Genomic DNA, 14,187 nt, shown 5'->3' on the forward strand with positions numbered 1-14,187 from the left:
GACGCTGTGGACCAGGCCTTGCAGTTGCTCGACATGCCCAGTCTGCTGGCGCTGGCGGCGGCTTTGGGCTGGGTCAGCGGCTTTCGCCTGTATGCCGTGGTGTTTCTGGTGGGCGCTATGGGGGCTGCCGGGTGGATGGTGCTGCCAGCCGGTCTGCAGGTGCTGCAGCATCCCATGGTGCTGGCCGCCAGCGGCGCGTTGCTGTTCATCGAGTTCTTTGCCGACAAAATTCCGGGTCTGGACTCGCTCTGGGACATCGTCAACAGCGTGATCCGGGTGCCGGCTGGTGCCGCACTGGCGGCCGGCGTGTTCGGGGCCGACCACGCCACCCTGGCGCTGGTGGCGGCGCTGATGGGCGGGACCTTGGCAGCCAGCAGCCAGGCCGCCAAGACCACCACCCGCGCCGCCATCAACACCTCACCCGAGCCACTGTCCAACGTGGCAGCCAGCCTGCTGGAAGATGGCCTGGTGGTCGGTGCCCTGTGGCTGGCGACGAATCACCCGCTGATCTTTGGTGTCCTGCTGATCATCGCCGTGGTGTTGATGTGGATCGTCACCTGGCTGCTGTTCAAGTTCCTGCGCGCGGCGCTGCGTCGCCTGCGTGCCCTGTTGTCTCCCGGTGCTGCCTCTGTATAGGACTGCTGTATGTTCAATAAGATTTTGATCGCCAACCGCGGTGAAATTGCCTGCCGTGTCGCGGCCACCGCCCGCCGCCTCGGTGTGCGCACCGTGGCCGTGTACTCCGATGCCGACGCCAGCGCCAAGCACGTGGCCGCCTGCGACGAGTCGGTTCACATCGGTGGCAGCGCGCCCAAGGACAGCTACCTGCAGTGGGAGCGCATCATTGCCGCGGCCAAGGCCACCGGCGCGCAGGCGATTCACCCCGGCTACGGCTTCCTCAGCGAGAACGAGGCGTTTGCCGACGCCTGCGCCGCCAACGGTCTGGTGTTCATCGGCCCCTCGGCCGCCAGCATCCAGGCCATGGGGCTGAAGGCAGAGTCCAAGCGCCTGATGGAGCAGGCCGGTGTGCCGCTCGTCCCCGGTTACCACGGTGAAGACCAGGATCCGGCCATGCTCAAGCACGAGGCCGACCGCATCGGTTACCCGGTGCTGATCAAGGCCAGCGCTGGCGGCGGCGGCAAGGGCATGCGCGCGGTCGAGAAGGCCGAAGACTTCGCTGCGGCCCTGGCCAGCTGCCAGCGCGAGGCGCGCAACAGCTTCGGCAGCGATGCGGTACTGATCGAAAAGTACGTGCAGCGCCCGCGCCACATCGAGATCCAGGTCTTCGGCGACACCCACGGCAACTGCGTCTACCTGTTCGAGCGCGACTGCTCGGTGCAGCGGCGCCACCAGAAGGTGCTCGAGGAGGCGCCCGCGCCAGGCATGACGCCCGAGCTGCGCCAGCAGATGGGCCTGGCGGCGGTGGCCGCGGCCAAGGCGGTGAACTATGTGGGTGCCGGCACGGTGGAGTTCATCGTCGAGCAGCCGGGTGGTTACGACCATCCGGAGCAGATGCGCTTCTATTTCATGGAGATGAACACCCGCCTGCAGGTAGAGCATCCGGTGACGGAGGCCATCACGGGGCTGGACCTGGTGGAGTGGCAATTGCGCGTCGCTTCCGGCGAGCCGCTGCCCCTGAAGCAGGATGAACTGAAGTTCCACGGTCATGCCATCGAGGCCCGCATCTGTGCCGAGAACCCGGACAACCAGTTCCTGCCGGCCACCGGTCGTCTGGCGGTCTACCGCAAGCCCGGGCACGCCAGCTTTGAGCGCAGTACCGTGCGCTTTGACGATGGCGTTCGGGAGGGCGATGCCATCAGCCCCTTCTACGACTCGATGGTGGCCAAGTTGATCGTGCACGGGGCAACACGTGCCGAGGCGCTGGCCCGCCTGGACGCCGCGCTGACCCAGACACACATCGTGGGCCTGGCCACCAACGTGCAGTTCCTGCGCCATGTGGTGGTCAGCGAATCTTTTGCCCAGGCCAGGCTGGACACGGCGCTGATCCCACGTGAAGCGGCCGTGCTGTTCCAGCAGGACCGTGTCGGCCGCGAGCTGGCGGTTGCTGCCGCCGTGGCGCAGACCCTGGTTCACGAGAAGGCGGGCGAAACCCCCGACCCGTTCTCGCGCACGGACGGTTGGCGCCCGTTTGGACTGACCAAGCGCCGATTCGACTTCGAGTACCAGGGGGAGGCCCTGACCGCGCAACTGGCCTACCTGCATGACGGCGCACTGCATCTGTCCGTCGGCGAGGTGGCGGGCCCTCTGTCCTTCACCGCGCTGCCGGCCGAGAGTGGTACGCGCATCGACCTGCAGTTCCACGGGCGTCGTCAGACGGTGCAGACCTGGCAGTTTGGCGAGACAGTGCACCTGTTCTGCGACCTGGGGGCAGCCGTGATCACCGAGCTCGATGCCCTGGCCCACGCGGGAGAGACCGCGGCCGAAGGTGGTCGTTTGACCGCCCCCATGCCCGGCAAGGTGGTGAGTTTCGCGGTCAAGGCCGGCGATGCGGTCAAGAAAGGCCAGCCGCTGGCGGTGATGGAAGCCATGAAGATGGAGCACACCATCGCTGCTCCGGCCGACGGGACCGTGGCGGAACTGCTCTTCGCGCCGGGCGACCAGGTGACCGAGGGTGCGGAACTGCTGAAGCTGCAAAGCGCTTGACAGCAGGTTTTTCCGCTGCCGGGTAAGCTCGGGTCATGCGAATCGCTTTCTGTTGCACCGACACCAAGGCCGAACCCTGGCTCCAGGGGCTCGGCCAGGCCCTGCCCAGGGCCACCATCGAGGTCTGGCAGCCGGGCGCGGCGCCGGCGGACTATGCCGTGGTCTGGGCCCCGCCTCAGCAATTTCTGGACGAACAGCCTGGCCTGAAGGCGCTGTTCAACATCGGCGCGGGCGTCGATGCCCTGCTCAAGCTGCGGCTGCCGGCCGGTGCCCAGGTGGTGCGCCTGGACGATGCGGGCATGTCGGTGCAGATGGCCGAATACGTGAGCCACGCAGTCATCCGCCATTTCCGAGAGTTCGATGCCTACGAGGCCGACATGCGCGAAGGCCGTTGGTCCTTCCGCAAGCCGCGCAGCCGGGCCGATTTTCCAGTCGGCGTCATGGGCCTGGGTGTGCTGGGCGCGCGGGTGGCGCAGGCGCTGTCGGTGTTCGAATTTCCGGTGCACGGTTGGAGCCGCACCCCCAAGGTGCTGGAAGGGGTGCGCACGCATCATGGCGATGTCGGCCTGCAGACCTTTCTGTCATCCTGCCGGGTGCTGGTGAACCTGCTGCCGCTCACGCCCGACACCCGCGACATCCTCAACCGCGAGACGCTGGGCCGGCTCCTGCCCGGGGGCTATCTGGTCAACGTCGCGCGCGGCGCGCACCTGGTTGAAGAGGACCTGCTGGCCTTGCTCGACAGTGGCCATCTGGCCGGTGCCACGCTGGACGTCTTCCGCACCGAGCCCCTGCCACCGGAACATCCCTTCTGGCGCCACCCGAAACTCACATTGACCCCCCACACCTCGGCGCGCACCCTGCGCGACGAAAGCATTGCCCAGATCGCGGGCAAGATCCGCGCGCTCGAAGCCGGCCAGCCCATCGCCGGCCTGGTCGACCGCTTTCGGGGCTATTGAAAGTCAGCCATGAACATGCCATCGAAAGTCCGCCTCATCGACGTCGGCCCCCGTGACGGCCTGCAGAACGAAAAGCAGCCGGTGCCCGCCACCGTCAAGATCGAGCTGGTGCACCGCCTGCAGGCGGCCGGCCTCAAGGAAATCGAGGTCACCAGCTACGTCAGTCCCAAGTGGGTGCCGCAGATGGCGGACAACCACGAGGTGATGCAGGGTGTCACGCGTGCGCCGGGCGTGCGCTATTCGGTGCTCACGCCCAACCTCAAGGGCTATGAAGCGGCGGTGGCCGACCGGCCCGACGAGATCGTGGTGTTTGGCGCGGCCAGCGAGGCCTTCAGCCAGAAGAACATCAACTGCTCGATCGCCGAGAGCATCGAGCGCTTTGCGCCGGTGGTGCAGGCGGCGCTGGCGGCCGGCATCGCGGTGCGCGGTGCCATGAGCTGCACCGTGGGCTGCCCTTATGAAGGCGAGATTGCGCCCGAGCGCGTGGGCTACCTCGCGGGCCTGATGAAAGGCATCGGTGTGCAGCGTGTCGACGTGGCCGACACCATCGGCGTCGGCACGCCGAAGAAGGTACAGGCCGCCATCGAGGCCACGCTGGCGCACTTCGACATCGATCACATCAGCGGCCATTTCCACGACACCTATGGCCAGGCGCTGTCCAACACCTATGCCGCGCTGCAAATGGGCGTATGGAACTTCCAGTCGTCGGTCGCCGGCCTCGGCGGCTGCCCATATGCCAAAGGCGCGACGGGCAACGTGGCCACCGAGGATGTGGTCTACCTGATGCACGGGCTGGGCATCGCCACCGGCATCGATCTGGACAAGCTGGTGGACGCTGGTGCGTACATCAGTGAGCAGCTGGGGCGGCCCAGCGGCTCGCGTGTGGCGCGGGCATTGATGGCCAAGCGGGTGGGCTGAGATGGATCTCAACGTCTGGCTGGCGTTTTTTGCCGCGTCCTGGGTGATCGCCATTTCGCCCGGCTCCGGCGCCGTGCTGTCGATGAGCCACGGCCTGGCCTATGGTGTGCGCAACGCCAGCGCCACCATTGTCGGCCTGCAACTGGGCCTGTCGGTGGTGCTGCTGGTGGCGGGCGTGGGCGTGGGGGCATTGCTGCTCGCATCGGCCACGGCCTTCACCGTGGTCAAGGTGCTCGGCGCGGCCTACCTGATCTGGCTGGGTTTCCAGCAATGGCGCGCTCCGGTGCAGGCGGCCGGAGGCCAGCATGCGCAGGCCTCGGGTGTGCCCGGTCTGCCTTCGGTTCGTCAGCGGGTGACGCTGGGCTTCTTCACCAACGTCACCAACCCCAAGGGGATCGTGTTCATGGTGGCGGTGCTGCCCCAGTTCATCGACCCGAACCGTCCCTTGTGGCTACAGTTGCTGATCCTGCTGGCCACCTCCATCGGGGTGGATCTGGTGGTCATGCACGGCTATGCCTTTCTTGCCTCGCGGGCCCAGCGCTGGCTGGCCACGGCCAGGGCGCGCCGCGCGCAGAACCGGGTCTTTGGCGGGGTACTGATGGCCATGGGGGCCAGCCTCTTCATGGTCAAGCGCGCCGCCACTTGACCCCCAAGGGGCCGGGGCTGCATTCCCGGCACTAAGATTCTGGTCATGAATCCGATCGATCTCACTGTCCAGGACGTGCCGGCCGCTGTCCGCCGCGTCGTCGAAACCCTGGAGGCCATGGGGCATCCCCACGACCCGGTCATGCTCGATGACGCGGCACGCACCGCCCAGCAGGCGGCCGATGTGCTGGGTGTGGCCCTGGGGCAGATTGCCAAGAGCATCATTTTCCGCCGCAAGAGCGACAACGCCGCGGTGCTGGTGGTCACGTCCGGCGACCTGCGGGTCGACGAGAAGAAGGTCCAGGCGCTGGTGTGCGCCGACGGCGGCAAGCTGGGCCGTGCCGATGCCGACTTCGTCAAGTCGGCCACCGGTTTCTCCATTGGTGGCGTCTCGCCAGTGGGGCATATCCAGCCGCCGGTCACGCTCATCGACGAGCAACTCTTCCGGTTCGACGTCGTCTGGGCCGCCGCCGGTCATCCGCACGCGGTGTTCCGCCTGTCGCCCGCCGAACTGCGCGAGCTCACCGGCGCACCGGTGTGCGACGTGACGGTGCCCGCCGCCACCTGATCGGACATCACCATGGCCTTCTCGCTGTTCCGCTCGCCCGAACCTGCGCACCCTCGTCCGCCAATCAACCTGCATGACGCGCGGCAGCGCCATCGCGGCCAGGACTATCCCTCGCCGTGTGTGTCGGTCTGCCGCATGAATGCCGCCACCGGGCTCTGCGAAGGGTGCTTCCGCACCATCGACGAGATCGCCCGATGGGGAGCGATGGACAGTGCGGCTCGTAAGGCAGCCTGGTCGCGCATCGAGCAACGCCAGGGGAGCGGGCCATGGTGACGCCGCCGGTCGTCCACGACATCACCTTCTGGTACGACCCGATTTCGCCGTACGCCTACCTGGCGTTCGAGGCATTGCCCACCGCGCTGATGGGCCTGAGCGTGCGGGTGCGTTACCGGCCCGTGCTGTTTGCCGCATTGCTCAAGGCCCACGGGCAACTCGGTCCCGCTGAGATTCCCGGCAAGCGTGAATGGACCTACCGTCAGGTCGCGTGGCTGGCGCACCGGCAGGGTGTGGCGCTCGATCTGCCCGCGGCGCATCCCTTCAATCCGCTGCCACTGCTGCGTCTGGCGCTGGCCGCGGCCGCCGACCTGTCGGCTGGCGAAACCAACCGCCATGTCACGGGCCTGGTGTTCCGTCATGTCTGGCAGGGCGGCGGTGACCCGGTGGCCCCCGGGCGGCTGGCTGAACTGGAGCGCTTGCTGCAAGCTCAGATGGCCGAGCGCGGGAGCGACTGGCCGGGAGCCGACGCCGAGATGGTCAAGCAGCAACTGCGCCGCAACACCGACGAGGCCCTGGCGCAAGGGGTCTTCGGTGTGCCCACCTGCACCGTCAGTGGGCGCCACTTCTGGGGCCAGGACGCCTTGCCGATGCTCCGTGCGTTTCTGGACGGAGAAGCCTGGTTCGACGGCGACGGCTGGCACGCGCCGGCGGCTTTGCCGGCGGCGGTCGCGCGTCGCTGACCCGATTCAGTCCCCGAAAGCCTCGGCAATGCTCAGCACCCGGCCCGTGTCTGCGGCCTCGTAGCCTGGCAGCGATGCCACCTGCGACCGGAAGCTCGCCGATTGCAGGGCCGTCAGGATGGGTTGCAGCATGCGCCTGTGCTCGCCGTCGGACGGGATCGCAAAGAAGTACCGCTCGCGCAGCAGCGGGATGAAACCCAGTCCGAAACGCTCGGCCGCTGTCTGCACCCCAATGCCGGCATCGGCCATGCCGCTGGCCACGTAGGCGGCCACGGCCGCGTGGGTCAGTTCGGTGTTGTCGTAGCCAGCCACCTCCCGCGCATGGATGCCGTGGCGCTGCAGCAGCAGATCGGTCAGCACCCGGGTGCCTGAACCTTCGGGGCGATTGACGAAGCGAATGCCCCGGCGGCGAAGGTCGTGTATGCCGGCCATCTTCAAGGGGTTGCCCGGTGCCAGAAACAGGCCCTGGGTGCGCACGGCCAGTTGCACCAGGCGATGCGATCCCTCATGCAGCCAGGGTCGGAACCGCTGCGCGGCCGCTTTCTCGAATTCACCCAGTGGCACATGAAAGCCGGCCAGTTCGCAGTCGCCCTGCGCCAGGGCGGCCACCGCCTCCAGGCTGTTGCGGTAGCGCAATTCCACCGCCACCTGCCGCGTGCTCAGGTGCTCGTGCAGGCGGGCGACGGCAAAGCCATGGCTGGCATGCAGGCGCGGCACGGCCCGATCCTTGCGCTGACTGCGTCCCAGATCGCCCTCGACCTCGGATGCCAGCGATGCCAGCAGCGGTTGCAGCCGGGCTGTCACCCGCGCGTCGGCCCAGACCAGCCGCTTTCCGGTTTCGGTCAGGTGGGAACCTTGGCCCCGGCCGCGCAGCATCAGGGCTTGTCCCAGCGAGGCCTCCGCCTGTCCGACCAGCCCCCAGGCATGCCGGTAGGACAGGCCGAGCTCGCGCGCGGCTTGCGCCAGGCTGCCGCCGGCCTGCACCGCGGCCAGCAGCGCCAGCAGTGTGCTGGCGTCCTGCAACTGCTCTCGGTCCGGACCGATACGCCATTGCGCGGAGAGCTCGATGTGCCACATGGACGTAAAGCCGTTGAAGGGGTCAAATATGCATTCAATCACATATTTGACGGTGGGGCGGGTGCTACGCTCCTCCGCTGATTCATGACACCGGAGACAACATGGGCGCCACGACGACCCGGGTGATTCCCCTGCGAGCCGAGCCGGCCAGACGCGGTCCGCGCGCCACGCCCAAGGGGCGGCAGGTGCAGCCGTCGGTACGCGAGCGCGTGCAGGCCCTGTGTGCGGGCCTTGCCCCCCGCCGTGACCTGCTGATCGAGCATCTGCATCGCTTGCAGGACGCCGAAGGCGCTCTGCGAAAAGGCCACCTGGCCGCATTGGCGGAACACCTGCGCCTGAGCCAGGTCGAGGTCTTCGAGGTGGCCAGCTTCTATCACCACTTTCATGTGGTCGAAGACGAGGCCGAGGTGCCGGCCACGGTGGTGCGCGTGTGCACCAGCCTGTCCTGCGCCATGGCCGGTGCCGAGTCGCTGCTGGCGGACCTGCAGCGCCAGATGGGCACCAGCGCGCGGGTCGAAGCCGCACCGTGCATCGGTCTGTGCCATGGTGCGCCGGCCGCCTGTGTCGGTCAGCGGCAGTTGCCTGAAGCCACGGCGGACGCGGTGCGGGCGCTGGTGGACAGCGGCCAGACCGGCCCACGTGCACTGCCGGCGCCTCAGCTGTCCGATCTGCCGCAGTTGCGGCGCTTGCTGTCGGGCGCACTGACGGCCGACGCCGTACTGGCCGAGCTCAAGGCCTCCGTGCTGCGGGGGCTGGGTGGGGCGGGTTTCCCGGCCTGGCGCAAGTGGGAAACCGTGCGCGCACATGCGGGCCCACGACACCTCGTGGTCAACATTGACGAAGGCGAGGTCGGCACCTTCAAGGACTGGGCCGTGCTCACCGACCCGCAGGCGGGAGCGATGCAGATGCTGGAAGGTGCGCTGATTGCGGCGCAGGTGGTCGGCGCGGACCGGATCTGGCTCTATCTGCGCGACGAGTACCACGACGCACGCGTGCACCTGACCCTGGCGCTGGAGCTGCTGCAGTCCGCGCTGACCGGGTTCGGGCAGGCCTTCCCTGGCTATCAGGCGCCCGCCATCGAACTGCGACGCGGCGCGGGCGCCTACATCTGCGGTGAAGAGTCGGCCCTGATCGAATCGCTCGAAGGCAAGCGTGGCATGCCGCGCCTCAAGCCTCCCATCGTGGCGCTGCACGGGGTCTTCGGGCAGCCCACGCTGGCGCACAACCTGGAGTCGCTGTGGTGGGTGCCGGTCATCCTAGACAAGGGTGGCGCCTGGCTGGCGGCGCAGGGGCGGCGCGGTCGCAGCGGTCTGCGACGCTTTTCGGTCTCCGGCCGTGTGAACCGGCCCGGCGTGCGCCTGGCGCCCGCCGGCATCACGCTGCGCGAGCTGGTCGACGAGTTTGCTGGTGGCATGCCGCCGGGTCATGAGCTGTACGCCTACTTGCCCGGTGGTGCGTCGGGTGGCATCCTGCCCGCGCGTCTGGCCGACGTGCCGCTGGATTTCGACACCCTGGCCGAACACGGCTGCTTCATCGGGTCGATGGCGGTGGTGGTGCTCAGCCAGCACGACCGCGCGCGCGATGCCGCGCTCAACCTGATGCGGTTTTTTGAGCACGAGTCCTGTGGCCAGTGCACACCCTGCCGAGCCGGCACCACCAAGGCGGTGCAGCTGCTGCAGGCACCGGTGTGGGACGCGGACCTGCTGGGCGAGTTGTCTCAAGTGATGCGCGATGCCTCCATCTGCGGCCTGGGCCAGGCGGCGCCCAACCCGGTGGACTCGGTGCTCCGTTTCTTTGCCCACGAAGTCAACGGGGAGGACGCCCGATGAAGACCGATGACCTCCCGCGGGACATGACGCCCATTGCCTTCACTCTGGATGGCCAGCCTCAGGAAGCGCGGCCCGGCGAGACCCTGCTTCAAGTGGCCCGCCGCGTGGGTATCGAACTTCCCCACCTGTGCCACAGCGACCGCCTGGGCAGTCCCGGCAATTGCCGGGCCTGTGTGGTCGAAATCGAGGGTGAACGCGTGCTGGCGCCCTCGTGTTGCCGCGCCCCGCAGGCGGGCATGGTGGTGAAGACCGAAAGCCAGCGGGCGACCTCGGCCCGCAAGACCGTGCTGGAGCTGCTGCTCAGCGATGCGTCGGATACCACGGTTCTCAAGTACGACAGCGAGCTGGCGCATTGGGCCGCGAAGGCCGGCGCGCAGCCAGGACGTTACCCGGCCAGGCCCGCAGCGGCACGGGATCTGTCCCATGTGGCGATGGCCGTGAACCTGGACGCCTGCATCCAGTGCACCCGCTGCATACGCGCCTGCCGCGACGTGCAGGGCAACGACGTGCTGGGTCTGGCCTTCCGTGGCGGTCATGCGCAGATCGTGTTCGACCAGGCCGATCAGATGGGTCAGAGCACGTGCGTGGCCTGCGGCGAGTGCGTGCAGGCCTGCCCCACCGGCGCCATCGCCCCGGCCAACGGCGCCTATGCCCGTCCATCGCAGCAACAGGTCGATTCCGTTTGCCCGTACTGCGGCGTCGGGTGCCAGTTGACCTACCACGTGAGCGACGGGCGCATCGAGCATGTGGAGGGCAAGGCCGGGCCCGCCAACGAGGAGCGGCTGTGCGTCAAGGGGCGCTTCGGTTTCGACTACGCCCACAGTCCGGACCGGCTGACCATGCCACTGATCCGGCGCGAAGGCGTGGCCAAGGACCCGGTGGCGGTGGTGCACCGGCTGACGCCGGAGCAGGTGCGCGCGCAGTTCCGTGAAGCCAGCTGGGACGAGGCCCTGGACGCGGCGGCCGCCGGCTTCCGGCGTATCCTGGCCAGCACGTCTGCCAGGGGCAAGCAATCCCCGGTGGCCGGCTTCGGCTCGGCCAAGGGCACGAACGAAGAGGCCTACCTGTTCCAGAAGCTCATCCGCAGCGCCTTCGGCACCCACAACGTGGACCATTGCACGCGCCTGTGCCACGCCTCCAGCGTGGCGGCGCTGATGGAGGGACTGGGTTCCGGGGTGGTGAGCAACCCGCTGCGCGATGTGGCGAAGGCCGAGATCGTCATCGTCATCGGGGCCAACCCGGCGCAGAACCACCCGGTGGGTGCCAGCTGGATCAAGAACGCCATCCGTCAGGGCACGAAGCTGGTGCTGGCCGATCCGCGCCGCACCGAACTGGCCCGGCACGCCTGGCGCTACCTGGGCTTTCGCTCCGGCACCGATGTGGCGCTGCTCAATGCGATGCTGCACACCATCATCGCCGAAGGGCTGGCCAACACCGCCTACATTGATGCCCACACGACGGACTTCGAGTTGCTCAAAGCCCATGTCGCGGACTTCAGCCCGGAAGCGATGGCCCCGGTCTGCGGCATCGATGCCGACACCATCCGCGAGGTGGCGCGTGCCTACGCCACGTCCCGTGCCAGCATGATCCTCTGGGGCATGGGCGTGAGCCAGCACACCCACGGCACCGACAACGCCCGCAGCCTGATTGCGCTGGCCATGGTGACGGGCCAGATCGGTCGGCCTGGCACCGGGCTGCATCCGCTGCGCGGGCAGAACAATGTGCAGGGCGCCAGCGATGCGGGGCTGATCCCCATGGTGCTGCCGGACTACCACCGTGTCAGCGAGCCCGATGCCCGCCACAAGGCCGAGGCCTTGTGGGGCCTTCCGCCGGGCAGCCTGGGTGAGGAGCCGGGGCTGACGGTGGTGGAGATCATCAACGCTGCTCACGATGGACAGATCCGCGCCATGCTGATCCAGGGCGAGAACCCGGCCATGAGCGACCCCGACGCCACCCATGCGCGCGAGGCATTGGCGCGGCTCGACCATCTGGTGGTGCAGGACATCTTCCTGACCGAGACGGCCAGCTTGGCGGATGTGATCCTGCCCGCCACCGCCTGGCCCGAGAAAACCGGCAGTGTCACCAACACCGATCGCTGCGTGCAGCTGGGCCGCAAGGCGGTGCCATCGCCCGGTGAGTCGCGGGCCGATGCCTGGATCACCGAACAGCTGGCGCGGCGCCTGGGCTTGCCCTGGCGCTATGACGTGGCCCCCGATGGCAGCGCCACCGCTGGTGCCGCCTGCGGCATTGGCGCGGTGTTCGAGGAAATGCGACAGCTCATGCCCAGCATCGCCGGTCTGTCCTGGGCGCGCCTTCAGCGCGAAGCTGCCGTCATCTACCCGGTGGCCGATGAAACCGATCCGGGGCATCCGGTGGTGTTCACCGACGGCTATCCGACCCCCACCGGTCGCGCACGGCTGGTCCCGGCCGCCTTGCGGCCGCCCGCCGAAGAGCCCGATGCCGATTACCCGCTGGTGCTGATCACCGGTCGCCAACTGGAGCATTGGCATACCGGCAGCATGACCCGACGGTCCGATGTCCTGGGGGCCATCGAGCCAGCGCCGGTGGTCAGCCTGCATCCGCAGACCGCTGAACGCCTGGGGCTGGGGGGCGGTGATGCGGCACGCGTGCGGTCACGGCGTGGGCAGGTGGCACTCACGGTCCGTCTGGATGAGGGTACGCCGGCCAACACCGCTTTCATTCCCTTTGCCTATGCCGAGGCGGCGGCCAACCTGTTGACCAATCCGGCGCTCGATCCGTTCGGCAAGATTGCGGAGCTCAAGTACTGTGCCGTGACGGTGGAGCCCGTCAGGGCCGGTCACCCGCATCACTCTTGATCCGCCGCAAGGGCTTGGCCATGGATCTCCGTTAGGATGCACGCAAGCGTCAGTGACACCATCACTGACGCTTCCCGCAACGAAACGACCTGACAGGAGACCCCATGTTCAAGAAGATCCTCGTGCCCACCGACGGTTCCGCGTTGGCCACCTCTGCCGCCACCACCGCCGCCCAACTGGCCAAGAGCCAGGGTGCCGAAGTCATCGGTGTTTACGTGATCGACCCGTTCCCCTACATCGGCATCGGCGACGCCTCGGCCGCCGGCCTGCAGGCCTACATGTCCGAAGCCCGCAACGCGGCCGGACAGGCGCTGGACGCCATCGGCAAGGCCTGTGCCGCTGAAGGTGTGAAGTTTTCCGGGGATACGATCGAGCGCAATGTGGTCTATGAAGGCATCCTGGAAACCGCCAAGGCCGAGGACTGCGACCTGATCGTCATGGCCTCGCACGGCCGCCAGGGTGTCAAGGCCCTGATTCTGGGCAGCGTCGCCCAAAAGGTGCTGACCCACGCACCGGTGCCGGTGCTGGTGGCCAAGGGCTGATCAGCCTGGCGGTCCGCCGTCAACGGCGGAAGCGCCCCGACGCGTCGACGATCGACAGATCGGCGAAGTCCAGGCCGGTGTGGTTGTCAGGCCCGTAGCTGACCTTCAGACCGCCCATGTCGTAGTTGCGGATGCTCTCCAGGGCATCCCGCAACTTCTCGGGTGTGGGCGATCCGCCCGCGCGGCGCAGCCCCTCAACCATGACCTTGGCCGCCGCAAAACCCTCCATCATGGCGGGCGACACCGTGTCGAGCCCACGGGCCTTGGCCAGATCCATGGCCTCCTTGATCAGGGGCGAAGCCACCGACCGCTCGTAGGGAAACACCTGGGTGACGATCACGCCACGGCCGTGTTCGCCCAGCAGCTTGATGAAGCCGTCGGAAGCGTTGTTCGACAGGGTGACCACCTGGGCGCGGGATCCGCTGGTGCGCAGTGCCTTGACCGCGTTGGCGGTGTTGCCCGCCGATCCGAAGATCAGGACGGCCTGGGCGCCACTGGCTTTGACCTGACCCGCCAGATCGGTGAACACGGGGTTCTCTCGCGGGAATTTGGCCTGGAACACCGGGCTGAGCTTGGCCTCGGCGAAGCCCTTGGCCGCGCCGGCCGCTGCGTCTGCGCCGAAGGAGTCGTCGGTTTCCAGCACCGCCAGTCGGGTCATCCCGATGGCCGCCAGGTGTTCAATCGCCCGGATGGCTTCACGCTGATAGGTGGCCCGGACGTTGAACACCCAGGGATGAACGGGGGCGTGCAGGACCATGGCGCCGGTGGACGGTGCGACCAGTGGCACCTTGTATTCGGCCAGCAGCGGCATCAACGCCTGGGCATGCGGCGTGCCCCTGTTCAGGAACAGGGCCAGCACTTTCTTCTGGACGATCAGGTCGCGCGCGACCTCCACCGTGACCTTCGGGTCAAAACGGTCGTCGACCGAAATCAGCTCGATCTTCTGGCCGTTGACGCCGCCTTTGGCATTGACGGCGTCGAAATACAGTTGGGCACCCTCGGTGTTCTCTTTGACACCGGCGGCCACCGAACCGGTGAAGCCCGAGGGCTGACCGATGCGCAGTTGTGACCACGCGGGCACCACGGCACAGGACAGGATCAGGGTGGTCAGGCTGGTGCGCAGCAAAGGGAAAAGGTGCGGCATGAACGGACTCCGGACAGATTGCACCACTCTAGTGCGTCAGCGCGGCGGATG

At 67.7% G+C, this 14,187-nt stretch carries 12 protein-coding genes and 1 pseudogene; 11 read left to right on the forward strand and 2 right to left on the reverse strand.

All coding sequences use genetic code 11. The features are described 5' to 3' along the window. The 8 genes and pseudogenes from ACFQNJ_RS10765 to ACFQNJ_RS10800 form a co-directional block, all read left to right on the forward strand. A pseudogene (locus ACFQNJ_RS10765) lies at positions 1-636 on the forward strand (DUF4126 domain-containing protein); the annotation flags it as partial. A gap of 9 nt (positions 637-645) precedes the next feature. Continuing rightward, on the forward strand, positions 646-2,664 hold the full coding sequence (locus tag ACFQNJ_RS10770; RefSeq protein WP_382256992.1) for an acetyl/propionyl/methylcrotonyl-CoA carboxylase subunit alpha: 2,019 nt from the start codon (positions 646-648) through the stop codon (positions 2,662-2,664). A 35-nt stretch (positions 2,665-2,699) separates the two neighbouring features. Next, on the forward strand, positions 2,700-3,620 hold the full coding sequence (locus ACFQNJ_RS10775) for a 2-hydroxyacid dehydrogenase (RefSeq protein ID WP_382256994.1): 921 nt from the start codon (positions 2,700-2,702) through the stop codon (positions 3,618-3,620). A 9-nt stretch (positions 3,621-3,629) separates the two neighbouring features. Further along, the gene (locus ACFQNJ_RS10780) at positions 3,630-4,538 is read left to right on the forward strand and encodes a hydroxymethylglutaryl-CoA lyase (RefSeq protein WP_382256997.1); all 909 of its coding nucleotides are present in this window, start codon (positions 3,630-3,632) and stop codon (positions 4,536-4,538) included. Between the two features lies 1 nt (position 4,539). Then, entirely contained in the window at positions 4,540-5,184 is a 645-nt protein-coding gene (locus ACFQNJ_RS10785; protein WP_382257000.1) for a LysE family transporter, read from the forward strand. Between the two features lie 45 nt (positions 5,185-5,229). Continuing rightward, a complete protein-coding gene (locus ACFQNJ_RS10790) occupies positions 5,230-5,751 on the forward strand; it encodes a YbaK/EbsC family protein (protein WP_382257002.1) in 522 nt (173 codons plus the stop codon). A 12-nt stretch (positions 5,752-5,763) separates the two neighbouring features. Then, positions 5,764-6,024, forward strand: a complete 261-nt coding sequence (locus ACFQNJ_RS10795) for a DUF1289 domain-containing protein (RefSeq protein ID WP_382257005.1) — start codon at positions 5,764-5,766, stop codon at positions 6,022-6,024. After that, a complete protein-coding gene (locus tag ACFQNJ_RS10800) occupies positions 6,018-6,707 on the forward strand; it encodes a 2-hydroxychromene-2-carboxylate isomerase (RefSeq protein WP_382257008.1) in 690 nt (229 codons plus the stop codon). Before ACFQNJ_RS10795 ends, ACFQNJ_RS10800 begins: the two co-directional genes overlap by 7 nt. A gap of 6 nt (positions 6,708-6,713) precedes the next feature. On the opposite strand, the gene ACFQNJ_RS10805 is transcribed toward ACFQNJ_RS10800, so the two are convergent. Beyond that, positions 6,714-7,784 carry a substrate-binding domain-containing protein gene (locus tag ACFQNJ_RS10805; protein WP_382257010.1) on the reverse strand — a complete coding sequence of 357 codons (1,071 nt, stop codon included), beginning with the start codon at positions 7,782-7,784 and terminating at the stop codon, positions 6,714-6,716. A 101-nt stretch (positions 7,785-7,885) separates the two neighbouring features. On the opposite strand from ACFQNJ_RS10805, the gene ACFQNJ_RS10810 reads away from it, so the two are divergent. The 3 genes from ACFQNJ_RS10810 (at position 7,886) to ACFQNJ_RS10820 (ending at position 12,992) form a co-directional block, all read left to right on the forward strand. Beyond that, complete coding sequence (locus ACFQNJ_RS10810) at positions 7,886-9,613, forward strand: NADH-ubiquinone oxidoreductase-F iron-sulfur binding region domain-containing protein (protein ID WP_382257013.1); 1,728 nt, start codon at positions 7,886-7,888, stop codon at positions 9,611-9,613. Beyond that, positions 9,610-12,450, forward strand: a complete 2,841-nt coding sequence (gene fdhF, locus ACFQNJ_RS10815) for a formate dehydrogenase subunit alpha (protein ID WP_382257015.1) — start codon at positions 9,610-9,612, stop codon at positions 12,448-12,450. The genes ACFQNJ_RS10810 and fdhF overlap by 4 nt, the downstream gene beginning before the upstream one ends. A 104-nt stretch (positions 12,451-12,554) precedes the next feature. After that, on the forward strand, positions 12,555-12,992 hold the full coding sequence (locus ACFQNJ_RS10820) for a universal stress protein (RefSeq protein ID WP_382257018.1): 438 nt from the start codon (positions 12,555-12,557) through the stop codon (positions 12,990-12,992). A 19-nt stretch (positions 12,993-13,011) separates the two neighbouring features. Here ACFQNJ_RS10820 and ACFQNJ_RS10825 read toward each other — a convergent pair whose 3' ends face one another. Continuing rightward, positions 13,012-14,136, reverse strand: a complete 1,125-nt coding sequence (locus tag ACFQNJ_RS10825; protein ID WP_382257021.1) for an ABC transporter substrate-binding protein — start codon at positions 14,134-14,136, stop codon at positions 13,012-13,014. Positions 14,137-14,187: the final 51 nt, after the last annotated feature.

The sequence above is a fragment of the Hydrogenophaga bisanensis genome (assembly GCF_042665135.1).
Taxonomy (GTDB): domain Bacteria; phylum Pseudomonadota; class Gammaproteobacteria; order Burkholderiales; family Burkholderiaceae_C; genus Hydrogenophaga; species Hydrogenophaga bisanensis.

Excerpts from the sequence above, each read along its gene's own strand:
- ACFQNJ_RS10770 (WP_382256992.1), top strand. The coding sequence starts at position 646 with ATGTTCAATAAGATTTTGATCGCCAACCGCGGTGAAATTGCCTGCCGT.
- ACFQNJ_RS10775 (WP_382256994.1), top strand. The coding sequence starts at position 2,700 with ATGCGAATCGCTTTCTGTTGCACCGACACCAAGGCCGAACCCTGGCTC.
- ACFQNJ_RS10780 (WP_382256997.1), top strand. The coding sequence starts at position 3,630 with ATGAACATGCCATCGAAAGTCCGCCTCATCGACGTCGGCCCCCGTGAC.
- ACFQNJ_RS10785 (WP_382257000.1), top strand. The coding sequence starts at position 4,540 with ATGGATCTCAACGTCTGGCTGGCGTTTTTTGCCGCGTCCTGGGTGATC.
- ACFQNJ_RS10790 (WP_382257002.1), top strand. The coding sequence starts at position 5,230 with ATGAATCCGATCGATCTCACTGTCCAGGACGTGCCGGCCGCTGTCCGC.
- ACFQNJ_RS10795 (WP_382257005.1), top strand. The coding sequence starts at position 5,764 with ATGGCCTTCTCGCTGTTCCGCTCGCCCGAACCTGCGCACCCTCGTCCG.
- ACFQNJ_RS10800 (WP_382257008.1), top strand. The coding sequence starts at position 6,018 with ATGGTGACGCCGCCGGTCGTCCACGACATCACCTTCTGGTACGACCCG.
- ACFQNJ_RS10805 (WP_382257010.1), bottom strand. The coding sequence starts at position 7,784 with ATGTGGCACATCGAGCTCTCCGCGCAATGGCGTATCGGTCCGGACCGA.
- ACFQNJ_RS10810 (WP_382257013.1), top strand. The coding sequence starts at position 7,886 with ATGGGCGCCACGACGACCCGGGTGATTCCCCTGCGAGCCGAGCCGGCC.
- fdhF (WP_382257015.1), top strand. The coding sequence starts at position 9,610 with ATGAAGACCGATGACCTCCCGCGGGACATGACGCCCATTGCCTTCACT.
- ACFQNJ_RS10820 (WP_382257018.1), top strand. The coding sequence starts at position 12,555 with ATGTTCAAGAAGATCCTCGTGCCCACCGACGGTTCCGCGTTGGCCACC.
- ACFQNJ_RS10825 (WP_382257021.1), bottom strand. The coding sequence starts at position 14,136 with ATGCCGCACCTTTTCCCTTTGCTGCGCACCAGCCTGACCACCCTGATC.